The organism is Anabaena sp. 54 (assembly GCF_017355725.1).
Classification (GTDB): Bacteria; Cyanobacteriota; Cyanobacteriia; order Cyanobacteriales; family Nostocaceae; genus Dolichospermum; species Dolichospermum heterosporum.
Window position 1 is genome coordinate 1 of record NZ_JAAVWA010000012.1, and the last position, 25,373, is coordinate 25,373.

General features: G+C 36.5%; 25 protein-coding genes and 1 pseudogene. 10 read left to right on the forward strand and 16 right to left on the reverse strand.

The genetic code is table 11. The features are described from left to right. The first annotated feature begins 189 nt into the window (after positions 1–189). The 3 genes and pseudogenes from HEQ36_RS13010 to HEQ36_RS13020 form a co-directional block, all read left to right on the forward strand. Positions 190–438 carry a hypothetical protein gene (locus HEQ36_RS13010; RefSeq protein ID WP_053540893.1) on the forward strand — a complete coding sequence of 83 codons (249 nt, stop codon included), beginning with the start codon at positions 190–192 and terminating at the stop codon, positions 436–438. Next, entirely contained in the window at positions 428–637 is a 210-nt protein-coding gene (locus HEQ36_RS13015) for a hypothetical protein (RefSeq protein ID WP_199924336.1), read from the forward strand. Before HEQ36_RS13010 ends, HEQ36_RS13015 begins: the two co-directional genes overlap by 11 nt. Positions 638–759: 122 nt before the next feature. Further along, positions 760–894 (forward strand): annotated as a pseudogene (locus HEQ36_RS13020) (type II toxin-antitoxin system RelE/ParE family toxin); the annotation flags it as partial. A 92-nt stretch (positions 895–986) separates the two neighbouring features. On the opposite strand, the gene HEQ36_RS13025 reads toward HEQ36_RS13020, so the two are convergent. Continuing rightward, positions 987–2,471: a DNA methyltransferase gene (locus HEQ36_RS13025; RefSeq protein WP_053540894.1), complete on the reverse strand. Its 1,485-nt coding sequence runs from the start codon at positions 2,469–2,471 to the stop codon at positions 987–989. A 197-nt stretch (positions 2,472–2,668) separates the two neighbouring features. Between HEQ36_RS13025 and HEQ36_RS13030 the strand changes: the two genes are divergently transcribed. Together HEQ36_RS13030 and HEQ36_RS13035 are read left to right on the forward strand one after the other, a co-directional pair. Then, a complete protein-coding gene (locus HEQ36_RS13030; protein ID WP_053540895.1) occupies positions 2,669–4,015 on the forward strand; it encodes an NB-ARC domain-containing protein in 1,347 nt (448 codons plus the stop codon). 133 nt (positions 4,016–4,148) lie between these two features. Further along, positions 4,149–5,030: an aspartoacylase gene (locus HEQ36_RS13035; protein WP_053540896.1), complete on the forward strand. Its 882-nt coding sequence runs from the start codon at positions 4,149–4,151 to the stop codon at positions 5,028–5,030. On the opposite strand, the gene HEQ36_RS13040 is transcribed toward HEQ36_RS13035, so the two are convergent. Then, positions 5,013–6,122, reverse strand: a complete 1,110-nt coding sequence (locus tag HEQ36_RS13040; RefSeq protein ID WP_168635880.1) for a glycosyltransferase family 4 protein — start codon at positions 6,120–6,122, stop codon at positions 5,013–5,015. The two genes, HEQ36_RS13035 and HEQ36_RS13040, sit on opposite strands and share 18 nt — an antisense overlap. A gap of 63 nt (positions 6,123–6,185) precedes the next feature. Next, on the reverse strand, positions 6,186–6,968 hold the full coding sequence (locus HEQ36_RS13045) for a PIG-L deacetylase family protein (protein WP_053540898.1): 783 nt from the start codon (positions 6,966–6,968) through the stop codon (positions 6,186–6,188). A gap of 890 nt (positions 6,969–7,858) precedes the next feature. Between HEQ36_RS13045 and HEQ36_RS13050 the strand changes: the two genes are divergently transcribed. Then, positions 7,859–9,652 carry a WD40 repeat domain-containing protein gene (locus HEQ36_RS13050; protein ID WP_053541391.1) on the forward strand — a complete coding sequence of 598 codons (1,794 nt, stop codon included), beginning with the start codon at positions 7,859–7,861 and terminating at the stop codon, positions 9,650–9,652. Between the two features lie 280 nt (positions 9,653–9,932). Here the strand turns inward: HEQ36_RS13050 and HEQ36_RS13055 are convergent, their stop codons facing one another. The 7 genes from HEQ36_RS13055 to HEQ36_RS13085 all read right to left on the reverse strand — a co-directional run bounded on the left by HEQ36_RS13055 (position 9,933) and on the right by HEQ36_RS13085 (position 15,235). Next, a complete protein-coding gene (locus HEQ36_RS13055) occupies positions 9,933–10,466 on the reverse strand; it encodes a YqeG family HAD IIIA-type phosphatase (RefSeq protein ID WP_053540899.1) in 534 nt (177 codons plus the stop codon). A 173-nt stretch (positions 10,467–10,639) separates the two neighbouring features. Further along, positions 10,640–11,212: a DUF3727 domain-containing protein gene (locus tag HEQ36_RS13060; RefSeq protein ID WP_027403039.1), complete on the reverse strand. Its 573-nt coding sequence runs from the start codon at positions 11,210–11,212 to the stop codon at positions 10,640–10,642. Positions 11,213–11,339: 127 nt separating this feature from the next. Next, positions 11,340–11,831 (reverse strand): Holliday junction resolvase RuvX, encoded by a 492-nt coding sequence (gene ruvX / locus HEQ36_RS13065; RefSeq protein WP_053540900.1) that lies wholly within the window; start codon positions 11,829–11,831, stop codon positions 11,340–11,342. Beyond that, on the reverse strand, positions 11,818–13,065 hold the full coding sequence (locus HEQ36_RS13070) for a GNAT family N-acetyltransferase (protein WP_053540901.1): 1,248 nt from the start codon (positions 13,063–13,065) through the stop codon (positions 11,818–11,820). Before HEQ36_RS13070 ends, ruvX begins: the two co-directional genes overlap by 14 nt. Positions 13,066–14,109: 1,044 nt before the next feature. After that, on the reverse strand, positions 14,110–14,322 hold the full coding sequence (locus tag HEQ36_RS13075) for a hypothetical protein (RefSeq protein ID WP_039200714.1): 213 nt from the start codon (positions 14,320–14,322) through the stop codon (positions 14,110–14,112). A gap of 382 nt (positions 14,323–14,704) precedes the next feature. Then, entirely contained in the window at positions 14,705–14,989 is a 285-nt protein-coding gene (locus tag HEQ36_RS13080) for a DUF29 family protein (protein WP_290598899.1), read from the reverse strand. A 12-nt stretch (positions 14,990–15,001) separates the two neighbouring features. Continuing rightward, positions 15,002–15,235, reverse strand: a complete 234-nt coding sequence (locus tag HEQ36_RS13085; protein ID WP_233455457.1) for a hypothetical protein — start codon at positions 15,233–15,235, stop codon at positions 15,002–15,004. A 44-nt stretch (positions 15,236–15,279) separates the two neighbouring features. Here HEQ36_RS13085 and HEQ36_RS13090 point away from each other — a divergent pair, with 44 nt between their 5' ends. Further along, positions 15,280–17,046, forward strand: coding sequence for a M61 family metallopeptidase (locus HEQ36_RS13090; RefSeq protein ID WP_168635881.1), 1,767 nt, complete (start codon positions 15,280–15,282; stop codon positions 17,044–17,046). A 160-nt stretch (positions 17,047–17,206) separates the two neighbouring features. On the opposite strand, the gene HEQ36_RS13095 is transcribed toward HEQ36_RS13090, so the two are convergent. The 4 genes from HEQ36_RS13095 to fetB form a co-directional block, all read right to left on the reverse strand. Then, complete coding sequence (locus HEQ36_RS13095; protein ID WP_168635882.1) at positions 17,207–17,947, reverse strand: 2-phosphosulfolactate phosphatase family protein; 741 nt, start codon at positions 17,945–17,947, stop codon at positions 17,207–17,209. Positions 17,948–18,113: 166 nt separating this feature from the next. Next, positions 18,114–18,515 (reverse strand): DUF423 domain-containing protein, encoded by a 402-nt coding sequence (locus tag HEQ36_RS13100; RefSeq protein WP_053540904.1) that lies wholly within the window; start codon positions 18,513–18,515, stop codon positions 18,114–18,116. An 8-nt stretch (positions 18,516–18,523) separates the two neighbouring features. After that, complete coding sequence (locus tag HEQ36_RS13105; RefSeq protein WP_168635883.1) at positions 18,524–19,006, reverse strand: hypothetical protein; 483 nt, start codon at positions 19,004–19,006, stop codon at positions 18,524–18,526. A 105-nt stretch (positions 19,007–19,111) separates the two neighbouring features. Further along, positions 19,112–19,888, reverse strand: coding sequence for an iron export ABC transporter permease subunit FetB (gene fetB, locus HEQ36_RS13110; RefSeq protein ID WP_027403049.1), 777 nt, complete (start codon positions 19,886–19,888; stop codon positions 19,112–19,114). A gap of 149 nt (positions 19,889–20,037) precedes the next feature. On the opposite strand from fetB, the gene HEQ36_RS13115 reads away from it, so the two are divergent. Continuing rightward, on the forward strand, positions 20,038–21,186 hold the full coding sequence (locus HEQ36_RS13115; protein ID WP_168635884.1) for a DegT/DnrJ/EryC1/StrS aminotransferase family protein: 1,149 nt from the start codon (positions 20,038–20,040) through the stop codon (positions 21,184–21,186). A 140-nt stretch (positions 21,187–21,326) separates the two neighbouring features. Here HEQ36_RS13115 and HEQ36_RS13120 read toward each other — a convergent pair whose 3' ends face one another. Next, the gene (locus tag HEQ36_RS13120) at positions 21,327–22,070 is read right to left on the reverse strand and encodes a DUF561 domain-containing protein (protein WP_168465455.1); all 744 of its coding nucleotides are present in this window, start codon (positions 22,068–22,070) and stop codon (positions 21,327–21,329) included. A 295-nt stretch (positions 22,071–22,365) separates the two neighbouring features. Between HEQ36_RS13120 and HEQ36_RS13125 the strand changes: the two genes are divergently transcribed. Further along, positions 22,366–23,214: a hypothetical protein gene (locus tag HEQ36_RS13125; RefSeq protein WP_053540908.1), complete on the forward strand. Its 849-nt coding sequence runs from the start codon at positions 22,366–22,368 to the stop codon at positions 23,212–23,214. 84 nt (positions 23,215–23,298) lie between these two features. After that, a complete protein-coding gene (locus tag HEQ36_RS13130) occupies positions 23,299–24,540 on the forward strand; it encodes a hypothetical protein (protein ID WP_168635885.1) in 1,242 nt (413 codons plus the stop codon). Positions 24,541–24,661: 121 nt separating this feature from the next. Here HEQ36_RS13130 and HEQ36_RS13135 read toward each other — a convergent pair whose 3' ends face one another. Next, entirely contained in the window at positions 24,662–25,369 is a 708-nt protein-coding gene (locus HEQ36_RS13135) for a molybdopterin-dependent oxidoreductase (RefSeq protein WP_027403053.1), read from the reverse strand. Positions 25,370–25,373 lie beyond the last annotated feature (4 nt).

The window sequence follows — 25,373 nt, forward strand, 5'->3', positions numbered from 1 at the left end:
CTAACATACCTCTAAGATACAAGGTTGGGTTGTGGAACGTGAACGTTCGCGGAGCAATTAGCATGAAACCCAACAAATGCGTTGGGTTGCGCTGTCGCTTAACCCAACCTACAGGAAATGCACAAGGTATTGATGTAATAGAAATATTTTCTTCATCAAAATTAGTTAAACAAAAAGCAGCTAGAAACTATGAAAGCCTTAGAAGTTACTGGAAAAATTCAACAGGGACAATTAACCTTAGATTATCCTTTAGAAGTTGATGGTTTTAATATTGTTAAGGTAATTATTCTCCTACCAGAAGCAGATGACATTGAATCTGATCCTGATGACACTCCAATTCAGGAAATAAAAGAGAGTTTAAAAACAGCATTACAAGAAGCAAAAGCAGGAAAAAGAATCCCTTTAGAAAAAATGTGGGAAGGAATTGATGCAGAATGATTCTTTTTTAATTAATATTGATTTAACTCCTGAATATCAGAGAAATTTAAAACATTTAGCCAAAAAATACCGAAATATTCGTTCTGATACTCAATCTTTCATTACACAATTGCAAAAAGGAAATTTATTAGGAGATAGATTAACTGGTTTTAATGAAGATGTTTATATTTATAAAGCTAGAGTCAAAAATAGTAAGTAGGTAAACAAAATAAAAATGAGGGGTATTGCATTTTTTAAAATGGCTGAAACTCAATCAGAATCTCGCATTGAGACAACTTTACATACCGTTATATACCTTTAAATTTTTCTGTTTACCTACTTAATCTTCAAAAAGGTAAAAGTGCTGGTTATCGGGTAATTTGTTTACTTGAATCAGAAACCAGCATTTTATTGTTAACCATTTACAGTAAATCTGAACAAGAAGATATTACAGATTATGAGATTAATTCTATTTAAGAGGAGTTTTATAGAGATGAATAAAAAACGCCAATAAGATAAAGATAATAAATGTTGGGTTTCCTTGCGTCAACCCAACCTACTAAAAGTTATCAAATATCTAATTCTATTTGATTAACTTTCACTTCTTTGTGTTTTTCTGCACTTTTAAGAACTTCATTAATTAAGGGAATATTTAACTTTTGTTTGTTTTCAATAATATCTTGAATTGTAATAATCTGAACTTTATCACAACTATGAGTCATGAATTTATTTTGATAAAAGCCAGCGGATTTGGCGGTTTTTAACATATCTTTTGTAGGATTTTCTAAGGTTATAAATATAGCTATACTGGCATTTTCTAGCGTCATTGTTCCTAGTAAATCCCGGATATCTCCTGATTTAACTTTACCAGATTTAACTTGAAAAATTACTTTCTCTAGTTCACCTTTATCACCATAAAATAAAACAGTTCCATCTACTCCTTTATCTGCTCCTTTTTTAGTGTTAATTATGGCTCGATTATTAGTATAAGTTAAAATTGCCCATTTTTCAAATTCTTTACGAGTGCGATCATCTGCTTTATTTGCTAATGCTATTGCACTTTCTATATCTTTAGGAATACCATGAAGTTTGATGGTATCTACAAAATCTTTACCAAAGCTGTCTTCTAATCTTTTTAAAATTAAACTAATACTTTGATAAGTAATATCAATTCCTATCCATTGTCGGTCTAATTTTTGGCAAACTGCAACAGTTGTACCACATCCACAATAAGCATCTAATATTATATCATTTTCATTAGAACTGGCTTTAATTATTCTTTCTAGTAATGATTCTGGTTTCTGTGTTGGATAACCTAAACGTTCTGGATCATTAGCATTTAATATATTAATTAACCACCAGTCTTCAGGTATTTTACCAAGAGGATGAGGTTTATAGACTTTATTAGTACCTTTATGTTTTCCCCACATTGCATCATCAGTTCGTCCAATTCCTTCCGCTTGATAGGGCATCCTAATTTTATCTGCATTGAAAATGTAATCTTTTGTTTTTGAATATCTAAAAATTACATCATGTCGTCTACCAAAATCCTTTTTAGGAGAACCTCCACCACGATAACACCAAATAAGTTCATTCAAAAAATCTCCACCCTGAGAACAAAAAACAGCATCTAATATTAACTTTAAATAGTGACTAGACGTAGGATCACAATGTAGATAAAAACTACCTGTAGGTTTCAAAACTCGATGAATTCCTGTTATTCTTAAAGTCATACTCACCAAATAAGCGAGTAAACTTCCCTTTCCTAAGACATTACTTAAACCTGAAATTAAACCAATACATTGTTGAGTAAATAAACCATGATAATTAGTAATAATTTCATCTATTCCCCGAATAGCGTGATCATCCCATTCCCAAGTATCAATAAATGCTTGAGCTTGTGCTTTATCTTCTGCACCAATATTATTATAAATTTGATTGTAGTTGCGTTTAGAATTAAAAGGAGGATCAATATAACATAAGTCAACAGACTCATCTTTTATGTAACGTCTTAAAACTTCTAAATTGTCCCCATAATAAAGTTGATTAACCATTGTTTTCGTGCAATTATTTTGCTTAAATTAACCCTGATTAATCATTCTTATACCTAATTACTTTTTTGTCATACCAGAAAATATGAGATATTCTCTGATGTTTTATTAAGAAATTTTAAGAAAATACCTGAAAAACCCTGATAATCTGGAAACAGATTGAGTTATAATGGCTACAAAGATTAACTCATCTAAGTTTTATGACTGTTACAGAAATTTTACAATTTGTGGATAATTTAGTATTTACTAAGACTGATAAACATTTAGATGATCTGCAAAAAAAGATTATTGAGGAACTATTTCAGGGTAAAACTTATAGACAAATTGCCAATATTTATGATTATGATGAGGGTTATATCGGTGATGAAAGTAGGAATCTATTTAAAATATTATCTGAAAGTTTAGGTCAAAATGTTAATAAATCTAATTTTTGTTGGACTATAGAAAGAGTTACAAAATCTAGAATTATTAATTTTGAAAAAAATAATATTAATTGGTGTTCTAATAATCAAACATCAAATCATTATCAACAGAATAATAATATAGAACAATCTAAATCCTCTTACCATGATTTAACGCTATCCCCTAAAATTACTCGTTTTTACGGAAGAAAAAAAGATTTAGATTATTTATCTAATGGGATATTAAATCAACACACTCATTTAATCTCTGTGTTAGGATTATCTGGAATTGGTAAAACTACCCTTGTGAAAAGATCTGTTGATCTAAATCTCCAACAATTTGAAGTTATTATCTGGAGAAGTTTAAAATTTCCTAAATCCCTAGATTTACTTATTGATGATTTATTGAATGTTTGTCAACAAGAAGCTAAAGCAACCATAGATGATAAATTAAAACAATTATTTAATATCTTTAAAAATAAAAAATGCTTAGTTGTTTTAGATGATTTAGAAAATATCTTTGTTAATTGTCAATTTGCAGGACAATATAAACCTGAATATCAAGATTATAAAACCTTCCTCCAAATGATCACAGAAATTGAACATCAAAGTTGTTTAATTCTCATTAGTCAGGAAAAATGCCAAGAAATGATTTCTTTAGATAGTGAACTTTATCCGATTCATTGTTTAGAATTATCAGGTTTAAATAATGCAGCTACAGAGATATTAAAAAATCAAGGATTAAAAAATGAGGAAACTTGGTTAAACTTAATTAACTTATATGAAAGTCATCCTAAATATTTACAATATATCAGTATTTTAATTAAAGATGTCTTTCAGAGTGAAGTTGCCGAATTTATCAAAGAAAATAGTTTAATTTTAACAGAAGATTTTAAATCTCTGTTTGATTTAATATGGATGAGATTATCTGAAGTTGAAAAAGAGATATTATTGAAAATTAGTCAAAATGATCAACCTATATCTAGAGATGAGATAAAACAACTTTTATCATTGTCATCAATGGATATAATTAACGGGTTACAATCATTAACAAGAAGATTTTTAGTATCCAAATTAGAAAATGATCAAAAACTATATACTCTTTCTGCCGTTTTTAAAGAATATCTCAGAATTTATCATCATTAATTATACTCCCTTCCTCTTGCTATTGGCATCTGGACTATGAGAAAATTATTTATGCAGCATCTCAGCACAAAAGGCTATGGACTGATAGAATGTGTTCACTTTCATAGCTAAGTTGCTTATAAATGAGGTATTTATGAATCAAATTCATCGGGTGGCGATTGTCGGCGGAAATCACGGTAATGAGTTAACGGGAGTTTACTTGGTGAAAAAGTTTCAGCAATATCCCCATTTAATTCATCGAGGCAGTTTTGAAACTTTATCATTACTTGGTAATCCTAAAGCTATTGCTGCACGGACAAGATATATTGATACAGATCTGAATCGTTGCTTTAATCAAGATAAATTATCAAATTCAAAAATTTCAAGTTACGAAGAATTAAGGGCAAGAGAAATTCAACAAATATTACAACCAGAAAATCAAGAATCTGTAGATACAATTATTGATGTACATACAACTACTGCCAATATGGGATTATGTATTATTCTGGGAAATTGGCATCCTTTTCTGCTGAAATTAGCTGCTGTTTTGAGTGCAGTTAATCCTTCTGTGAAGGTTTATATTCATGAACAACCTCAAGGTAGTGGTTTTCTACGTTCTTTGTGTGATTTAGGTTTTGCGATTGAAGTTGGTGCTGTACCCCAAGGAATTTTAAATGCGGAATTATTTCAACAAACTGAACAACTTATTTATAGTGTTTTAGATTATTTTGAAGACTATAATCAAGGAAAAGATTTACCAAAAAATAACACACTCACAGTTTATAAATCAATTGGTGTGATTGATTATCCGAGAAATGAAGTAGGGGAAATTCAGGCGATGATTCATCCCCAACTTCAGTTCCAAGATTATGAACCTTTGCATCCTGGTGATCCTATTTTTATGACTTTCACAGGAGAAGAAATTTTCTATCAAGGAAATTCTACTGTTTATCCGATCTTTATTAATGAAGCTGCCTATTACGAGAAAGGAATTGCGATGCACATTAGCGAACAGCAGTTAATTAAGATTGGCTAATTCTCTGGTTTCCATGACTCTGATGATATTGTCTTTTCTCATTAATTCACGATATACACTTAGTGTTTCTTCATTCACTCTTGCGGCACTAAATCTTTCTAAATTTTGTTGGGCGCGGAATTTCCACTGATCTAAAAGTTGGCGATCGCTCAATAATTGTGTCAAAGTATTAGCTAAGGCTGGAATATCCTTGGGTGGCACTAAAATCCCCGCTTGACTATAATCTAAAGTCTCAGGAATACCATCTACATCACTGGCTATAATCGCACAACCAGCTTCCCGCGCTTCCGTTAGCACTAAGCCAAAAGATTCGCAATGTGAAGCCAGAACAAAGATATCTGTTCCTAACATATAGCGTTGCGGTTCTGCCTGAAATCCTTCAAAATGAATGCGATTACTAACACCTGTATTTTGCACCATTGCCTCAAATATCGAACGATCTGGACCATCTCCTACCAAATACAAATGTGCTTGCGGAAAGTCTGAGGAAACTATTTTAAATGCCTCAATTAACTCATAAATACCTTTGCGGGTATACATCCCAGCCACAGTAGTTATAGATGGATGTGGCATTTCTACTGGTTGATAATCTGCCAGTTTTTTATGTCGAGGACTTCCTAAAGTTCCATTACTAACCACGCGCAATTTTTGAGGTGGAATACCCCGTTTAATCATTGAATTAGCCACTGCTTTACTAACTGCAATTACCTGATCAGCTAACCCCATGAGGATAGCACTATGTTGAAACTCATTATGGACAGTAGAAACTAAATGATATTCTCGATTCTTGCGAAAAATACCTGCTAAAATCGCTCCTGTCATCATGTGTACATGAACAATATCCGGTTGAAAATCTTTAATAATTTGGCGATAATGCCAAGCAGCTTTAATCAGATTTAATGGTGTCCGACATTGATTTAAATGAAAATGTTCAACACCGTGATCTGCTAATAATTTTTCATATTCTCCACCAGCAGAAGCTACAGCAATATCCAGACCACTTTCTGCTTGTAAACAAGCTAAATCTACAGCAACATTAACAATTCCATTACCGATTTTTTGAACATGATTAGTAATATGTAGAATCCGCATTTAAATTTTCTCCACTGTAATTATTTATAGCAAATCTTCAGATGCGTTTTCCCTGTCCCTACCTTACTCGGATTTAAAAAATATTTCTTCCGAATATAAAAATCGGTTAATAAATCCCCGAGGTAACATCTCAATCTGTGAAGAATAGGCAGCAATAGCTTTTTGTTTTTTCTCTTTTACTGATGTTACTGATAAGCGATAAGCCGCTGCAATGTCTTGTAACTTCAACAGAATAAATAATGGCGATCGCCAAAATACCCAAATAGGATATTGAAGTATTTCTGTATGAATTTGCGATTGGATAATTGCCTCTTTCACTAAATTATAAGTAGCTTCATGATCTTGATGACAGTCTTTACGGTGAGGCACATAAACCTCTCCCGGTTGATATAAATTTAGTAGTTCTGAAATTTCAGTAATTATCTGTTGTCTTTTCTCTATATTCAAAGAAGCTAAACTGCCATCTTGGTGATTTAAAAAATGAATCTCTGAAGGGTTTACTCCCAAAATATTTAACGCCATCAAAGATTCTTTTTGACGAATCTGGATAACTTGATTTTGCATAAGTGGATCTAAGCCATGAGAACCTCTACCGTCAGTTAAAAAAGTTATACCTACTTGTATTCCTTGTTCTCTTTTACGGGCAATCATCCCTCCACAACCAAAGGTTTCATCGTCTTGATGAGGAGAAAAAACCAGTGCTGATTTTTCAGAAAATTTCAAGGGCTGACTTCCCCAATGCAAAATCCACCAGGAAATTAAACTACAATGAATATATTGTATCTGATTTAACAATTTATTAGGGATGATTTTTTCTAAAGAGATTAGGTTTTTTTTATGATTCATAAATTTAAAATTGATTCCAGACAAAATTCAAGTTTTGTAGATAATAAATATTGATGCTTCCCATAATTAAAATAACTATTTTTATAATAGTCAAACCATAGACAAGAGTATTTATTTTTTTAATAAAGTTATGCTGAACATATCAATAAGAAAGTGTTTAAAAATCAGATAGATGCCAAAAAACTCTCTCAGAGTCTGTTTAAAAAGTCATGATTGCTGTATCGAATATTTTACCCCTCCCTAACCCTCCCCTTATAAAGGGGAGGGAACTAGTACCGCAAGGCGGAAGTCAAAAGTCAAAAGTCAAAATGAAGACAGTATAGGCTTTTGGAGGATTTAGAATGGTTGGTTTATTTACGCCGTTTTGTACTAGATTTTTATTGTCACCCCTCTTTACAAAGGGAAAGGGGGGTAAAAATGTGATGAAAATTACGGGATACCACTTGTCATTATTTCAATCTCATGTTTTTAAACATGAGTTTTTTCTGTTCCCTATTGCTTCCTGTTCCCTCTGAATATTTTTCTAGCCAGAAGTGTTTCTATAGAAACAGTAAATTATCAGTTAGATTAGTTAGAATTTATGGAAATCATCGAAATCCCCATAACCTACCATATAGCGGTATGCACTCTTTGTGAGATCCAGTCAGCAAATCGTTAAGCCTGTAGGGACGTGGTTTTCCCGTCCTCGATTGTATTGCATCCTAAAAATAACTGCTATATAAAGTTAAGCAGTGCTTAATCACAGTAGGGCTTAATGTTTACCATTAAATTTAGCTAGTTTTTGTATTCCATCAGACTGTAATGATTACTAAATTTTGGCTGAAGTTATAAATTGAGTAATTATTCCATTAGTATAAGTTATCTTGGGTATGCAATGGTGTGCCACTATCATGCAGATGAATTGGATTAGTTTACTAAAAGCGCAACAAACTGACTTCTTAAACCGGGTGAAAAAACCGAAAACGGCGGATCTTTCTCTTTTAGAAAGTCGAGTTAAAGGTTATCACAGTGAGGTAATGGCATTTGCGGGGGATTCATTAACGAAAATTCTTGAATGTTCTCGTCAGCAAGCTGAAATCCTCGCCAAAAACCCTCCACCGATACCACCTGAATATCCGGAATATCCTGATTGGATCATTCCCTTTCCGACTTATTTTCAACGCCAAGCAGAAGATTATCTTGTCCGTGAACAAATTGTTGATTGGATGATTACGGAACGGTTAGGAAAATTAGTGAGAAAAGTGCCACAAGACACTTTAGAAAATATGGGTTTGGATGATGAGGGAAATTTACGCGGTGAAAGTAAGTTTACTTATTTGTTAGCAAATAACCCAAAAGTAAGTATTCAAATTCACGTAGCAGATGGAGAAAGTTTTAATGGCATTAAAAAAGATAAAATTCGTTGGTCTGTTAGTCAAGAAGATATCAATAACCACCAAGTATTGATTTTCTTGTGTTTGTTTTATCCAGGAAATACCCAGTCAGGATACCACAAACAAACAGTGATTACTGGTTTTTTACCGACAAATCAACTAGATTTTTCAGACTCAAAGACTTATCTAACTCCCAGTAGCCTATTGTATGCAGGAGGATTAAATTGGTATTTACAGTCTCTGGGTGGTAAACCAGATGATGTGCCAATAAATGATGAGAAAATGATGGTAGAAACCATTCAAACCTTACCACCAGAACATCCCAAAAAGAAGATTGTTGGTGATTGGGAATGCTGGCAAACATTAAAAGGACATACCAAAGGTATTAACTGTTTAGCCTATGCTATCAAAACTTTAGTAGTCCAAGATGCCGGAACTAAAAATGTGAAAACAATCCCGATGTTAGCTAGTGGTAGCAGGGGAGAAACAAAATTATGGGACTTATCAAAAGGTGAATTAATCGAGACATTATCAGAATATCCTTGGGTTATTTCTGCCAACGTAGATGAGGTTAATTCCCTGGCTTTTAGCACCGATGGACAAACATTAGTAAGTGTAGGTGCAGATTCCACCGTTAAAATTTGGCATACTGGGGCGTTGGATCTAATTGATATTCTCCATAAACATCATGGAGATGTCCGTTGTGTGGCGTTTACACCTGATGGTAAGATGTTAGCAACTGGTGGTCATGATCGCCAGATTTTGTTTTGGAACTTGCGCGATCGCCAAGTCGAAAATACTCTATCTTTAGACGATACAGCAGCCCATTCAATGGTGTTAAGTCAAGATGGGAAAATTTTGATTACAGGTAGCTATCGGAAGATCAAAGTTTGGGAAACATCCTCAACACTCAATCAGAAAAATTTGCCAGATACACAACCAATATACACCCTGATGGGTCATTCTCATATTGTTAGTTCCCTAGCCATGAGTGCTGATGCTAAATTTTTAGTCAGTGGTAGTCAAGATCAAACTATTCGAGTTTGGAATTTAGCTACTGGGGAATTAGTTCACACTCTCAAAGGACATCGAGATAGTGTGAATACAGTTGCTTTAAGTCCTGATGAACAAATTATTGCTAGTGGTAGTGCTGATAAAACTATCAAATTGTGGCATTTACAATCTGGGGAATTATTAGGGACATTTGCCGGTCATGCTAATACAGTCACAGCTTTATCCTTTACTGCTTCTGGAGAAATGTTAGTCAGTGGGAGTTTGGACAAAACAATTAAAATTTGGCAGCGGAGTTAGATAAAAACGGCGGTCGTCTCTACAAGTTTGTGCCACTTACAAAACTGGTACAAATTTTTTATGAATAACTGCTTGACTGGCTGCTATTTTCGTGATTTTAATTGAGTACGAGTACAGTTACGGAACTGGTAAGTTATAAAAGAAGGGAACAGATAAGAAACAAAAGTTGCTGAGTTTAGAGCTTCAGTCAAAAAAAAGATGTTTTTAAACCTCTTACCTTTGCGCCTTTGCGCCTTTGCGTGAGGATAAATTCATACTTCAATTATGCAACGCCCAATTTTTAATGTTTAATAGCTTTACCTGTAATAGATGCACCCAATATCTCTGATATCCAAACTTCAATATTACGGATAGGATGGGAACGGAGGGCTGTAAAATCGGGATGGATAATTGGTTCAACTAAAATTGTAAACATTCCCAAGCGATTACCAGCTAAAACATCTGTAAACAAGCGATCGCCTACCATCCCCACTTGATGTACAGGTAAATTCATCTCCTGCAACGCCGCCCGAATTTTCCGTCGGGAAGGTTTAGCCGCACCCAAATAATAAGGTAAATTAAGAGAACGGGCAATGCCACCAATTCGCGCTTCACTTAAATTATTACTAACTAACCACAATGTCGTACAAACCCGAATTTCTTCTATCCATGCTTGCAATTCTGGGAAAGTAGAACTTGTTGTCATCGGTACTAAAGTTTCATCCACATCTAATACTAGCCCTTTCAGCCCATATTGTCGGATAACATCTGGTGTCAGCGTCAAAACTGAACCTGCTAAAATCAAGTTAGGCTCTAATAGATGGTTGCGAGTCATAATTTTTTGTGAAGGGCTTGCGCCCAGTCAGGATTCAGGAGTCAGAAAGGAAGAAAAAAAATTTGAGGTTTAGATTTATTAAGCAAACCCTAATTAAATTTAGATTTTTGAATAAGGCAAAAGGCAAAAGGCAAGAGTAATTAAATTACCAATTACCAATTACCAATTACCAATTACTCAACTTCGTTAAAAAGATGTTCTTCTAAGAGGGGTTGAAATTTACGGAACTCTTCAGGAGAAAGTAATTCTGGTTCACCTGTTTTCGTAATTCTGGCAAAAAAGAGCAAGGGGTCGAGGGGAGTATAAATTGCATACTCCTGTTCATCATGATAAAAAGTGGCAATTTCCATTAGTTGCTCTGGTTCTAAACCATTTTCTTCATCTTCGATTTCTAAAGTAAAGAATTTCGATTCATCTTCAGGAGGTAACTCACCTGCTACAGTCAAAGCATAAGCAGTATTCTTGAGAATTAGATTTTGCTCGGAAAGCACAGCTTGAGCAGTGCCGAAAATTTGGTCTATGATTTCATCATCTTCCACCAAAACGGCTTCTTCTTCGTCGCCATCGGCTTGCCAAGCAAAAATTTCTATTGGTGAATCTACAGGAAGAAGGAGAACATATTTTTCTCCCTCTACATCGAGGGTATGCTCGATGTAACATTCTAGTGTTCGTTTTAGCTCATCTGTTAAAATCAGAGAACTTTCGGAATCGTGATCATTGTCTTCAGGAAGTGGAGATGAATACATAGCTGAATTATGTAACTGTAACAATACTCTTATATATGGAAATCATTGAACCGCTAAATGACAGCCGATGTCAACCATAAATTCAGAGATAGAAGTAATAGTTTTTAGAATACCATGTTAAAAGGGATCACTCATCAGCAAATGTTACCGATCGCATTGCTGAACTACGTCTAGCATCTAGCCACTGTTGTAAAATCAATGCAGCAGCCTTACGGTCAATTAAACCCTTATTTCTTGATGGAGAGCGATTTTCAGCTATTAGCAGTTGTTCTGCTTGATAAGAAGTTAATCTTTCATCCATATATTCCAAAGGAAGTTTCAGTGCTTCTGCTAATCTAGCCGCAAATTTTTGGACATGACGGGCTTGAAAACCGATAGAACCATCCATTGAATAAGGTAAACCAACAATGAGAATTTGTACTTGTCGCTCATTGACTATTTGCTGAATTTTCTCGACATCTTCGACAAAAGACTTACGCTCAATTGTGGTTATACCCGTAGCAATTAATCCTGTGCCATCACACCCAGCTAAACCAATGCGTTTACTACCAACATCCACACCCAACGCGGAAATAAATGATTTTGATGGCTGTTGGGAGATCACGCTATTGTTGCTCATAGGGTTCATCTGTAGCTGAATCTGATGGACAAGGTGTGTCTATCATATTAGGGTTTTGATGATTGAAAGCTACAATTTCCGACTGAACTGGTGTAGCTCTTTCTGGCTGTACCTGCTGTGGTTGCGGCATCCATGACATCCCCCCAGGAATAGGCTTCCGGGTTGGTTGCAGTCCTTGTAACATTTCCTGCCACTGAATCCCTTCTAGGGAGACAAATTTCGATTCTCGTAGTTTATGCCAGACGGAACGAGACATGATTAGGGTATGTTCTTGGCGTTTAGCCCCAATTCGCTCTAAATATTCTTCTCTTTCTGGTTGATAGTCGGAGGAAGCTAATTGTAATCCCTGTTGGGGGAAATCTTGGGCGATACGGGCTAATTGAGATAATAGTTCAGGATACAACCAAGTATAGGCAGGATGAACTGTCAGTGTGGCGATATGGGGTTTTGTCCCTGTGCGATCAAGTTGCACCTGAAAATAACCAATGGCTGCTTTCCGCTGGGGTTCAAAGACGTAACCACTAACAACTTCGGTTTTTGTCATCCACTGCTTGAGGGCATCACCAATAGCACCAAACAAAGTGGTTTTAAAATCGTGGGTGTGCCGGTCAAATACTTGCCGTACCAGGGGTGGCATTGATGCTGTATCTAGTTGATATAGTAAGGGAGCATCAGCATTACTGACTGGTAAGAGGTTGGGTAAATCTGGCTCGGTTTGAATTAATTCTGCTAATAACTGGGGACTAATTTCCCAGTATGTCATTTCTGCCAGCCGTTGAAATCCATTGTGGCGATACAGTGCTAAGGCATCAACGTCATTAATATTAACTTCTAATATCCACGTCCGTGCTTCTAAAATAGATTCAAAGCAATGGCGCAGTAGTTGTGAACCTACTCCCAGGCGATCGCCAGTTCCCGCTAACATCACCCGATCAATTCGCCAAGTGCTGCGAGTTCGGTTAAAAGGCGAGACTTGAATCATTCCCAGTAGTATCCTTCCCTGTTCGGCAACATAGACCCAGAAACGGTACTGTAAAGGATTAGGAAACCAACTTAAGAATTTGAGTAACCCATACCAGTGTTTTAACCATTGCATTTGCCGCATCGCCGCATCAGTTTCTTGGGAAGAAAGATGGGACAATGATTCTTGAGTTAAGCGATCAATTCCTTCCAAATCCCTATGCTGGACTGGTCGGATAACAACGCTGAGGTTTCGAGGGAGTAGTGAAGTCATTTTGATTCAAGCCGCCATTTAACCTTTACAAAATATGATTGGTGATCTAATACTGCAATCATTTTAATGGCTTTTTGCTCTTAGGTCTTGCTTCCCAAGAGTGATTTTCTTAACTAAATGAGTAAAAAAATATAAAAAGCAGAAATTGTGAGTATACCTTTGGGGTGAAAACCACAATGTCTGCTTCTATTCTATGGTAATTCTACTAAAAATACTCTTAACTATTCACCGTAAGTTCAGGAGTTCAGAAGTTCAGGAGCATGGCTAACGCCACGCTGCGCTACCAGGAGTATGGCTAACGCCACGCTGCGCTATCAGGAGGATTTAGGGACTTCCAATTAAAAAAATACCCAAAAATTTCTTGTGGTGCGGGCATCTTGCCCGCTAACCATCAAGGAAGGGCAGGATGCCCATCCCACAAAATTGGGTAATTTATTTTTTGGTGTTCCCTTAGAAGAAGTTAGAAGTAATATCAAGTCTGGAAAATTGAGCGATTTTTGATGCTAGGATCATATTTTTCTTGCACCTCGTTTACCTTTTATATAGATAAAACTCTTCATGCGTAGGGTTTTAGGTTTATATGGCTAACGCCACGCTACGCTATCAGCAAGCCCTATTTAGATGGGTCAGTAACCCAGCCCTAAAGTGACTGGGCTTGCAAGAGTAATCAAGCAAGCCGTACTGACCAGACCACCCTGAGTTTACTCTCATGGTAGCCGTTATTTGAGTTACGACACCCACCGAATGCGTTGCCAGTTCCCTGCTCTGTCGCTTGTGATTAAACAGTTCTAATCCCCAAAATTTTGTGGTAAAATCGTAGGCTATTGACCACCAATACCGTAAGCGAAAACCAAGCTGATAGGTAAGTGTTACCAGAGAAAGATTTGGGTCTGTCATCTGATAGAACTAGGTTTGTTGCTTGTCCTATCATACCACGAATGTCTGGCTATGTCTAGTATGTCATGGTAAATTACGTCCTATCTCTAACTCCCGATGAATTGGGAAGCCCACACTGTACCGAAGTCAGTGTGTGGTAGTTCACATCTATAGACCTTGGCGAGAAGCAAATTTTTCAAATTCCGCTTGGGTTTGATGCAGTAATTGTTGACGACTATCTTGAATTGTCTGTTTGAAGTTGGGAACTAAGTTGGGAACCAAGTTGCGAGCTTGTAGTGTCATGTGCAGTTGTAGATGAGCAACGTATTCGCTTATATCTTGGTTATCTACAGTTGCGCCCGTTAATACATTTGATTCCATTGCCACTGAGTTCTCCTTGATGAATTAGTTGTAATTGCTTTACTAGAAGTTCGTCAAATTTATTTTGACGGGTAATGATCGGAAAAAACTTCTGTTCTTCCCTCCCCTGCCCCCCTGCCTCTCTTCTCCCCCTGCTTGCCTTCACCTGTCATTTTCGGGTTGACAGACTACTAGACTAGATCAGAAGTTATCATATTTTTTACTTAACTGCCTATTTCGCAATGAAGTGTAATGATTGGGAAAGAGGGAACAGCCAAGAATCAAGATACAGCATATTGTGGGTAAATGAGGTACAACCTTTAATCACAAAACCTTGCAGTGAGGCTGTTTTACTACTGATAGCTGCTGTAAATAACCTGATTTTTTACCAAATAGAAATTTTCTAATCTTCCCAAAGTGTATAAGTTTCGTTAAAAACTTCATCCCAACTTAAAGCAATAATATCTGGTTTTTTGCCCATTTCATCTCTAGCATCCTGTTTTGCAGCTAGAAAACACTTATCCCAAATTGATTCCAAAAAATCTCGATTGAGACCTGGCATTTCTTCTTGACTGGCATTAATTTCTGCCCTAGCTGAACGAATAGAAATTACCCAACTAGCACTACGTTTTTCCGGTTGACATTTCCACTTAATTATATGCAGTATCAATCGAGTTAATTGATTAATTACTGCTCTTTTTTATGATCGCCCCATAGACTCGGCTAAACTCTCTAAAATATTATCAACTTCTTTAATTTTCCCCTCCTCTAGCAGTTGTTTTGCTTTCACTACAGCTAAATATGGTGATTGAAAAACTAGTTCGTCATAAGGTACTGTCATAATTGGTAACTCCTTGGCTTGTTTTTTCCCAAATCTTGCATATAAATACATCATATTATTAATTTTATATGCCTGGACTTGACGATGAACCATAGACTGTTGATTATGGATAAGTAACTCAAAACTCAACACACAAAATGATTTCAGAACTCTCTCCACAAATTCATTACTTGGTGGGAATGTCTCAGCCAGAAACCCATCTGTTTGAGGTGACTTTACACATTGTCAACTATCCATCGGCAGTTCTTGATTTAAAAATGCCTGTGTGGACTCCTGGTTCATATTTAGTACGGGAATATGAGAGACATTTACAAGATTTTGCAGCTTTTGCTGATCATAAACCCTTGTCTTGGCATAAAGTTAGTAAAAATCATTGGCAAGTAGAAAAAGGTGATAGTTCGGAAGTAACTATTCATTATCGGGTATTTGCTAATGAATTAACAGTCAGAACAAATCATTTAGATGCTACTCACGGTTATTTTAATGGGGCGGCGTTATTTTTCAGAATCCCTGGTTGTGAAAGTTTACCCATATATATCCGGGTGATTCCAGCTAACCCTCAATGGCAAATAACTACTGGTTTACCAATATTTGCAGAAACAAAAAATACTTTTGTCGCGGCTGATTTTGATACTTTAGTTGATTGTCCTTTTGAAATTGGTTTTCATCAATTATACAATTTTGAAGTTTTGGGAAAACCTCATGAATTAGCAGTTTGGGGAAAAGGAAATTTTCAACCACAGCAAATGATTGCTGATTGCCAAAAAATTATTGAGGTAGAATCACAAATGTTTGGTGGTTTACCTTATGATAGATATGTATTTTTGCTGCATTTGCTTCAACAGGGTTTTGGTGGTTTAGAACATAAAAATTCTTGTTCTTTAATTTATCAAAGGTTTGGATTTCAGAATCTGGATAAGTATGAGCCGTTTTTGCAATTGGTAGCCCATGAATTCTTTCATTTATGGAATGTTAAAAGAATTCGGCCTTTGGGTTTGGAAGTGTTTGATTATGATCAGGAAAATTATACACCATCTTTGTGGTTTTGCGAGGGAACAACCAGTTATTATGATTTAATTATTCCTTTACGGGCGGGTATTTATAATACCAAGGCATATTTGAATTATTTGAGTAAGGAAATTACTAGATATTTAATGACTCCAGGACGCAAGGTACAACCTTTGGCGGAGTCAAGTTTCGATGCTTGGATTAAACTTTATCGTCCAGATGCTAATAGTGGTAATTCCCAAATCTCCTATTATATCAAAGGGGAAATGGTATCACTGTTATTAGATTTATTAATTCGCGTTCATCATGGGAATCAGCGTTCTTTGGATGATGTAATGCGGCAAATGTGGGAGGAGTTTGGAAAGGATGAAGTTGGTTATACTCCCGAAGAATTAGAGGGTGTGATTGAGTCTGTAGCGGGTATGGATTTAAGAGATTTCTTTCAACGCTATCTTCATGGTTTGGACGATTTACCTTTTAATCAATATTTGCAACCTTTTGGTTTGCAATTAGTTGAGGAAAAGAATGAAGAACCTTATTTGGGTGTGAGGATAAATACTGAAAATGGACGGGAGATAATTAAGTTTGTGGAAGCGGGTTCACCGGCACAATTTGCGGGAATTGATGCTGGAGATGAATTATTAGCGATTGATAGTATTAGGGTGGGAAATCAGTTAAATGAACGCTTGAAGGATTATCGAGCGGATGATTCTATTCAAGTTACTGTTTTTCATCAAGATGAATTGCGGACTTATTCTGTTACTCTAGCTGCATCAATTCCTGGCAAGTATCAACTTAAAGTTGTAGAAAATCCTTCTTTCACACAAATGGAGAATTTTGCCGGGTGGTTGGGTGTGTCTTTGTCTGAATCAGGATGTCCAGGATTTCAGGATTAATTGTCTGAATCAGGATGTCCAGGATTTCAGGATTATCAGGATGAAAATTTCTGATTATTATGTTTGATTTGCCAAAGAAGAGAGAGGGGAAGAAATTTTCTCCTTTCTTTCTCCTGAATCCTGACTGGGCGCAGGCCCTGCGCCCCTACCTCCTGACTTGTTAGTTGTTTTGACTTTTTAATACTCCTGGTTCTTGCTGAATCGGTAAAATATCTAAAGTATCAGTTTGGGAACAATATTTCAGATCTTCTAAACATTCTAAACGTAATAAGCGTTGACCATGACTAGCTTGATGCAGTAGTCCTAATAGGTCATTTTGCCATTGGGAGTAAAGAGCGATCGCACTAATCGTCTCATCATTACCACCGATTTCTGCGAGGGAACAATTAGTTTGTTGGCAAATACTATGAGCGATCGCCCCTGCACATACTGTATCCTCTAAGGAATAACTTCCCTCCCAACCAGAACCCACAATCCAGACAGTTTCCGGTTGCTGTTCTAACAGAAATTTAACTACGGCTGCCCGATTAATCAAAGCTGCTGCCAGGACAATGGGGGCATTTTGTATCCGTTGCAAAGCCCTTGTCCCATTGGTGGTACTAATAAATAACCTTTTGCCGGCAACTAATTCTGGTGTGCAATCTAAGGGTGAGTTACCCAACTCAAAACCAGCTACTTTAGCTCCACCCCGTTCTCCAGCCCTGAGTCGCTTTTCTGGAGGCCATTTTTCACTTACTTCCATGAGTTGATTTAAATCACTGAAAACTTGCACAGCTTCGCCCCCAGCGGCTAAAACCGTAGCCATTGTACTAGTTGCTCGCAGAACATCAACGGCGATCGCACATTCTGGAACTGTATCAGTTGGGGTCAATTCGGGAGTGTGATATACAAATATCTTCACGTGCTGGCTACACCTTTTTTATTAAGACTGCGGTAATATTTTACCTACTTGATGTCACCAACTGACGATACTATTTTTCAATCTATTAAGATAGAAAAGGTAACGGGCAGGAGAAATTGGGGTAATTTGAGTGATAATTTAGACTCCATTTCCCATTTACTACGGATTAAAACTTGATAGTTGCACCAGCTACAGCTAAAGCAGCCCAACCCAGCATTAATGCCAATCCTCCTAATGGGGCAACTGCGCCTAAAGACTTAATACCCGTTAAACTGATAGCATATAAGCTGCCGGAAAAAATTACCACACCAATTATAAATAACCAACCACTAACTAAAAGCGTCGTCGGGGGACTTTCTAAACGACTCATGAGGATGGCGACTAACAAAAGCGCCAGAGCGTGATACATTTGATAACGAGCGCCAGTGTCAAATATTTCTAAAGAGCGATAGCTGCGCTCGCCGAAGGCATCGCTAATTTTTTCCCGCAAAGCATGAGCGCCAAAGGCACCACCAGCAACAGATAAACCGCCAAAAATGGCGGCTATAGTTAAGAAAAACTGTGTCATCTGACCTATTAAACATCAAAATGATATGATACAGCCCCTTCTTCAGTTACTTGAAAATTCGCATTAAATTCTTTAGCTTTCTTATCTAAATATTGTTTAGCTTCCGCTGCCGGTAATTGGGACTGCATGGCAAAACTTAACAAAGTTACTCTTCCTTGATTTTGTAGTAACATTTGATAAAATTGGGCTTGCAATTGTTCGCTGTTTTGTTGTTTTAAGGCTTTTTTCTCTTGTTGACTTTGTTTATACAAACCTAATGCTAACCAACTCCCCAATATCGCGCTAGGAACACCAAAAATTATTCCGCCTACAATAGTATCTTTGCTATTCTGAACCGCATTGGGAGCAGAAAATACCTGTTCCCCCTCCACCGGATATACTATTACTCCTGATTGCGCTGATTTATCTATGATTTCTGAAACTGATATTGCCAAAAACATGAATCCAAGTGTGAGTAGCCAACCAGCAGCCAGTTTTTCAGCCGTCTTCATAGTTCTACTTCAGATTTAGACATTGCTTGTAATTTTAACCTTACTTACCTTCAGCTTCCAGTAATATTGCGAATTGTTGACCAAGAATTATTCGCCAATCACCCATTACCTAACCAACTGCATGGCAGAATTAAAAAACTGCCGACATAAACCCTTGGTAATTAAAATAGTTGTTAACAAATTGGTGACAGCTACCATAAAAATAATTAAAATCTCATAGGATACAGCCTCTAGCGGTGTGATACCGGCTAATAATTGTCCATTGGTGAAGGTTGGTATTGTCACCATACCGATCAACATCATTTGATTCAAAGTCGGCATAATTGCAGCACGAATCGCTTCTTTGCGGTATGGCTTAATTGCCTGTTCAGGTGTTGCACCCAGACTTAAATGGGTTTCTATTTCTGTGGGAAATTGGTTGATACTACTAACTAAACGTTCTCCGGCTATTGCGGCTGCATTCATGGCATTACTCAGCAATATACCAGCTAAAGGAATGATATAACGTGGTTCATACCATCTTTCTGGTTGAATAATCAAAAAATTGGTGTAAAGCAATGTTAAGGAGGTGCTGACAAAAATCGCACTTCCAGCTAAAGGTAAGACTTGTGGAATTTTTTGACTGATGCGGTTGCGAGTAATAATTGCCGTAATTGTCAGAATTATTGCTAAAATTCCCACTACTGCCCAAACATTGTTAACGGCAAAAATGAAGTCGAAAATGTATCCTAGTACAAGTAGTTGGAGGATAGTTCTACCAGTAGCTACGCTTAAATTTAATTCTAGTCCTAATTTCTCCCATGCCGATATGCCAATGGCGATCGCCATTAAACCCATCGCTAAAGCCAAATCTACCATATCTAACTTGATTAGCTCTGGCATAATTTATCTACCTCTTAACGATTGAAAACTTTAGCATAAGTAGTTGAAAAAATTAAATCGGGTTGTCGCAGGAGAGGGAAGGGAAAAATCTTCTTTCTGACTCCTGACTCCTGACTTCTTACTCCTGACTCCTTTACAAATAAAAACTCATGATTAAAAGTGTAAATTCGATTCCCGCCTTTGATATTAAACAACAATATGCCACCATTGAAACTGAGGTAAGTGCTGCTGTCTTGGCGGTTCTGGCTTCTGGGCGTTATATTGGTGGTCCAGCAGTTACAGATTTTGAACAACAATTTGCAGATTATCATGGTGTCAGTGAATGCGTAGCTTGTAACTCTGGTACTGATGCTCTATTTTTAGCATTACGCGCTTTAGGAATTGGGGCAGGTGATGAAGTTATTACCACACCCTTTACTTTTTTTGCGACAACGGAAGTTATCAGCGCTGTCGGGGCGATACCAGTATTTGTAGATATTGATGCGACTACATTTAACTTAGATGTAGAAAAAGTAGCAGCAGCGATTACATCGAAAACCAAGGCAATCATGCCAGTGCATTTATTTGGACTCCCTGTGGATATGACAGGATTAATGGAGATTGCCAAAGCTCATAATTTAAGAGTAATTGAAGATTGCGCTCAGGCTACCGGTGCAAGTTGGGAAAATCAAAAAGTTGGGAGTATTGGACATATTGGTTGTTTTAGTTTCTACCCTACCAAAAATCTTGGTGGTTGCGGTGATGGTGGGGCAATTACCACGAATGATCCAGCGATCGCTACTCAACTACGAGTTTTGCGAGAACATGGGAGTAAAGTAAGATATATTCATGAGGAAATCGGTGTCAACAGTCGTTTAGATGCCATTCAAGCCGTAATTCTGCAAATTAAACTGCGCTATCTTGATCTTTGGAACTCTAGACGTAAGCAAATCGCTGATTATTATTACCAACAACTCAGCCAAGTTTCTGATATTATTGTCCCCCAAGAATTTCCTGGGGGAGTTGGTGTTTGGAATCAATACACTATTCGGATTTCTGGAGAAAGACGTAATGGTGCCAGTGGTAAATATCGAGATTCCGTAAAAAATCAAATGCAGGAACAGGGGGTTAATTCCATGATTTACTATCCCTTACCCTTACATTTGCAGCCAGTGTATAAAAATTTAGGTTATCAACTAGGACAATTACCAGCAGCAGAGCAAGCAAGTCAAGAGGTTTTATCTTTACCCATGTTCCCCGAATTGGAGCAAGAACAACAAGATAAAGTCATTGATACGTTGAAAAATTGTTTATCTTGAATTGTCGGGGTGAGAAGAAGCAGGGGGCAGGGGGGCAGCGGAGAATATCTTTACTCTTTACTCTTGCCTCTTGCCTCTTGCCTCTTGCCTCTTGCCTCTTGCCTCTTGCCTCTTGCCTCTTGCCTCTTGCCTTTTACTTCTTAAGCAAATGTGCGAGTATTTGCAGTCGCTAAAGCTTCTACTAAACTACGCACAGCAGCAATCATGGCGATTTCGCTATTGAGTTGGTTAATAGCAGAACCGACACCAACACCAGATGCACCAGAGGCGATCGCTAGAGGTGCAGTAACATTAGAAATACCAGAAGCACACAGTACAGGCACAGAAACTGCACGAGCAATTTCATAAGCAGCGGCTAAAGTAGGAGCAGCCTTTTCAATTAAACCCAAAGTACCGGAGTGAATGGGATTGCTGCTAGTACCACCTTCAGTTTGAATAATATCAGCACCCGCTTTCACCAAATCTTCAGCCAATTGTACCTGTTGGTCTAAGGTAAGAATATGGGGAACAGTTACAGATAGGGTAATTTCTGGCAGCAAGGCACGGGTTTGGCGAGTTAGTTCCAAAACCTCAGCAGCTTCAAATCTGCGTCCTTGGGCATAGAAAGAATCAAAATTACCAATTTCAATCAAATCAGCGCCAGCAGCCACAGCAGTGACAAACTTCTCTGGTTCAACCGCAGATACACAAATAGGTAATTTAGTCAAGCTTTTCGCCAATCTTACCAAATCTACATCAGCAGCAATATCCACAAAAGTCGCACCACCCAAATCAGCCGCTTTTACAGTCGCAGCCACACTAGCAGCATTGAAGTTATTCAAACCGCTAATTACTTTTAGCACAGGATGAGAAAATGCCCGGTTGAGGTTAGGATACATAGTCATAATTTTTCTTTTGCAGCAAGTTTTCAGTAGGAATATTTTTACACTAAATATAGCCATCCTACTTCAATTAGGAAAATATATTAAGATTTTTTGAAAAATCACGCCTTTAGCCTATACTGAGAGTTGTTTTTACCATTGTTCTAAATTTTCAACCACCCTCTCAGTTAAATTAGATCAAACTGGTAATACACTACAATAAAATGGTATTGATTTTATAGTTGAACATCAACCTTTTTAATTGTTATAGTTGTAGGCATTGATCATGGCTACATCTAACCTCTGATTTATCCTAACTATGAAAAAATCATCACGATCTAATCAAGATGTTTCCTCACAACCATTTATATTCTTAAAAACGGGCATATTTCCCAAATCAATCGGGAAAACATTCCAGAAAATTCTCAGTGATATATCTCCAAATGCAGATCAAGAATTTATTAAAAAATATCAAATATCCAGACAGAGGACAACTATAGCCGTCAAATTCTTATTATTATTGATAATAATTCCCCTGCTAACTCATCACCTATCCAAACGGCTGTTTATTCTTCCCATAGTAGAAAATCTGAGAAACGATCACTCCGGGCAAATTTTTCTTAATCAAGAAATGGAAGAAAAAGCCTTTCATGAATTAAAAATATTTACAGCAAAATTAAAGTTTGAAAGTTTACTGGATTCAGAAACTAAAATTTCTCCAGAAAATCGAGAATCCAAGATTAAAGCCAAAGCCATAGAACTAGCAGCAGAATTTCAACATAAAAGTACCAATGCCATTAGTAATATCTTTGCTGATATTATAGCCTTAATTGCTTTTGCATTGGTTATTGTTTTTAGTGCAAAAGATATTATTTCTCTTCAACACTTTATAGATCAAGTTGTTTATGGCTTAAGCGATAGTGCTAAAGCTTTTTTAATTATCCTATCTACAGATGTATTTGTCGGCTTTCACTCACCCCATGGTTGGGAAGTAATTCTGGAAGGATTTACAGAACACTTAGGTTTACCAGCAAATAGGAATTATATCTTTATGTTTATTGCCACATTTCCTGTAATTTTAGACACTATAGTTAAATATTGGATATTCCGCTATCTTAGTCGTTTATCACCTTCAGCATTAGCTACCTTAAAAGAAATGAATGATTAATCATCATAATTGGGCATATTTCCCATTGTCAACATTTCTGAGAATGCTAAAATGGGGCATAATCGTTGTTGGTCTTCATGAATTATGCGTATTCTATTTAATCAAAAATTCAAAATTACAGTATTTATTGCTGCTTTATTAGTAATTGTCTTCACTAACAAGCAACCAATTCAACAGCAACAAATTGTTAAAAATGTATCATTATCCCAAATAGGAAATCCTCCAATTCAAGTATCTTCTGATAATTTACCTACGCCAAAACCATCTAATATAAATGCCAAAAATAATGAAAAGTCCACATTTTATTCAGTTATTAATGAATGGCAAAAATATCAATATAGTATTAATTCTAATCAAGTATTGACAGCAGGAAAATTACCAAATAATCCCATAAATTTCAATCAGGCTGACTTATTAACCGTACTCACCAATACTAGAAAATACTTTCAACAATACTCTCAAGAAGATCCCGATATTCAACGCACAGGTATCTTAGTAACTCAAGGAGTTACCGTTAAAGATATTCTAAAAACATTAGATTTTATGATTGTCGTCTTAGAAGAAGATATTTCTAATAAGCGGACAACTCGGTTACAAGATCCTAACTTTATTAACGCCAATTTTCGCGTAATTAAATGGTCTGCCCATAACCCAGAAAATCCCCAACAGAAAAAATTAAGAATTACTAAATATGCAGCTTTTATTCATCCCGGTTCTCGACAAAAAACTTCTAAATACAATACACCAATTTATGCTATTAAGGAAGAATTAAGTCAAAATAAATTTTACACTCAATATACAAAACAAGATGTTCTATCAGGTATTTATGAACCTGGAGGTAAGGAATTTGGCAAAGTTAAACCTATTGCTTATTTAACTCGCAATGGTTTAGAGGCAGCACTAATGCAGGGAACTGTTTTAGTTAATTTTACTGATGGAACTAAAGAGTTTTTAAACGTAGACAAAAATAATGGAATGTCCTATATTCGAGGTCTAAAAGCCACTGCACAAAAGCGTTATTGGTATTTTCAAGAAGTTGATGCAATTAAAGGTTATGGATATAAAATAGATGCTAAAATATCCATCAAACCAGGAGTAACATTTGCAGGAGATGTGCTAAACATTGGTTTAGGCAGAATAATTGTCACTGAAGACAATCAAAAACGGTTAAAAATGGGCGTAATTGCCGATACAGGTGGGGCATTTTTACCCAACCTTTATCAACTTGATTTCCTAGCAGGAACTTTTGCTAGTGAAAAAGATTTTGAACAATATATTCAAAAATTACCTGAATATACAAATGCCTATATTTTAGTAAAAAAATAAGGTAATTGGTTATTGGATAATTTTCTTTCTCCTGAACTCCTGAATGGGTGCAGCGTGGCGTTAGCCATACTCCTGAATGGGCGCAGGCCCTGCGCCCCTACCTCTTGACTCCTTCTTCAATTTACAATCCGGCGAACCATTCATAACCCATATCTTCCCAATAACCTTTAGCATTTGATAATTTACTGGTGAGGGTAACTCTTGTTACCCATTTACTTTGTTTATAGCCAAGTTTAATGGGTGAAGCTAATCGCAAAGGCGCACCATTTTCCACAGGCAAAGCTGCACCATTTTTTTGATAAGCTAATAGGGTTTGTGGGTGTAAAGCTGAAGCGATATCCCAACTTTCATAATAACCATCTGCTGATTTAAAATAGGCATATTTAACCTGAGATTTAGGTTGAGAAAGGGCGATAATTTCCCGCAAACGAATGCCACCCCATTGCACAATTGCTGCCCAACCTTCTACACAAACATGACGAATAATCATGGAAGTGAGAGGTAAGGCTTGAATATCTGCCATACTCAAACTCAGAGGATGATTTACTTCACCATCTATAATTAAACGATATTTTTCTAAATCAATAATTGGTGTAGATTTAAAGCTATTAATTATTAATTGACTTGGTTCAATTTGACTAGGTAAAAATTCTGGAACTGGCTTTTGAGGTTGAAATATTAACTCTTCAAATTTCTGATTGAGAGGTTCAGAAAGTTTACCTACAAAATCTGCAAACATGGGTGTACCACAACCACCCAGTAATAAACTCATACTCGACAAACCGGAAATTTGTAAAAACTTTCTCCGTGCAAATTCATGATTATTCATTTTA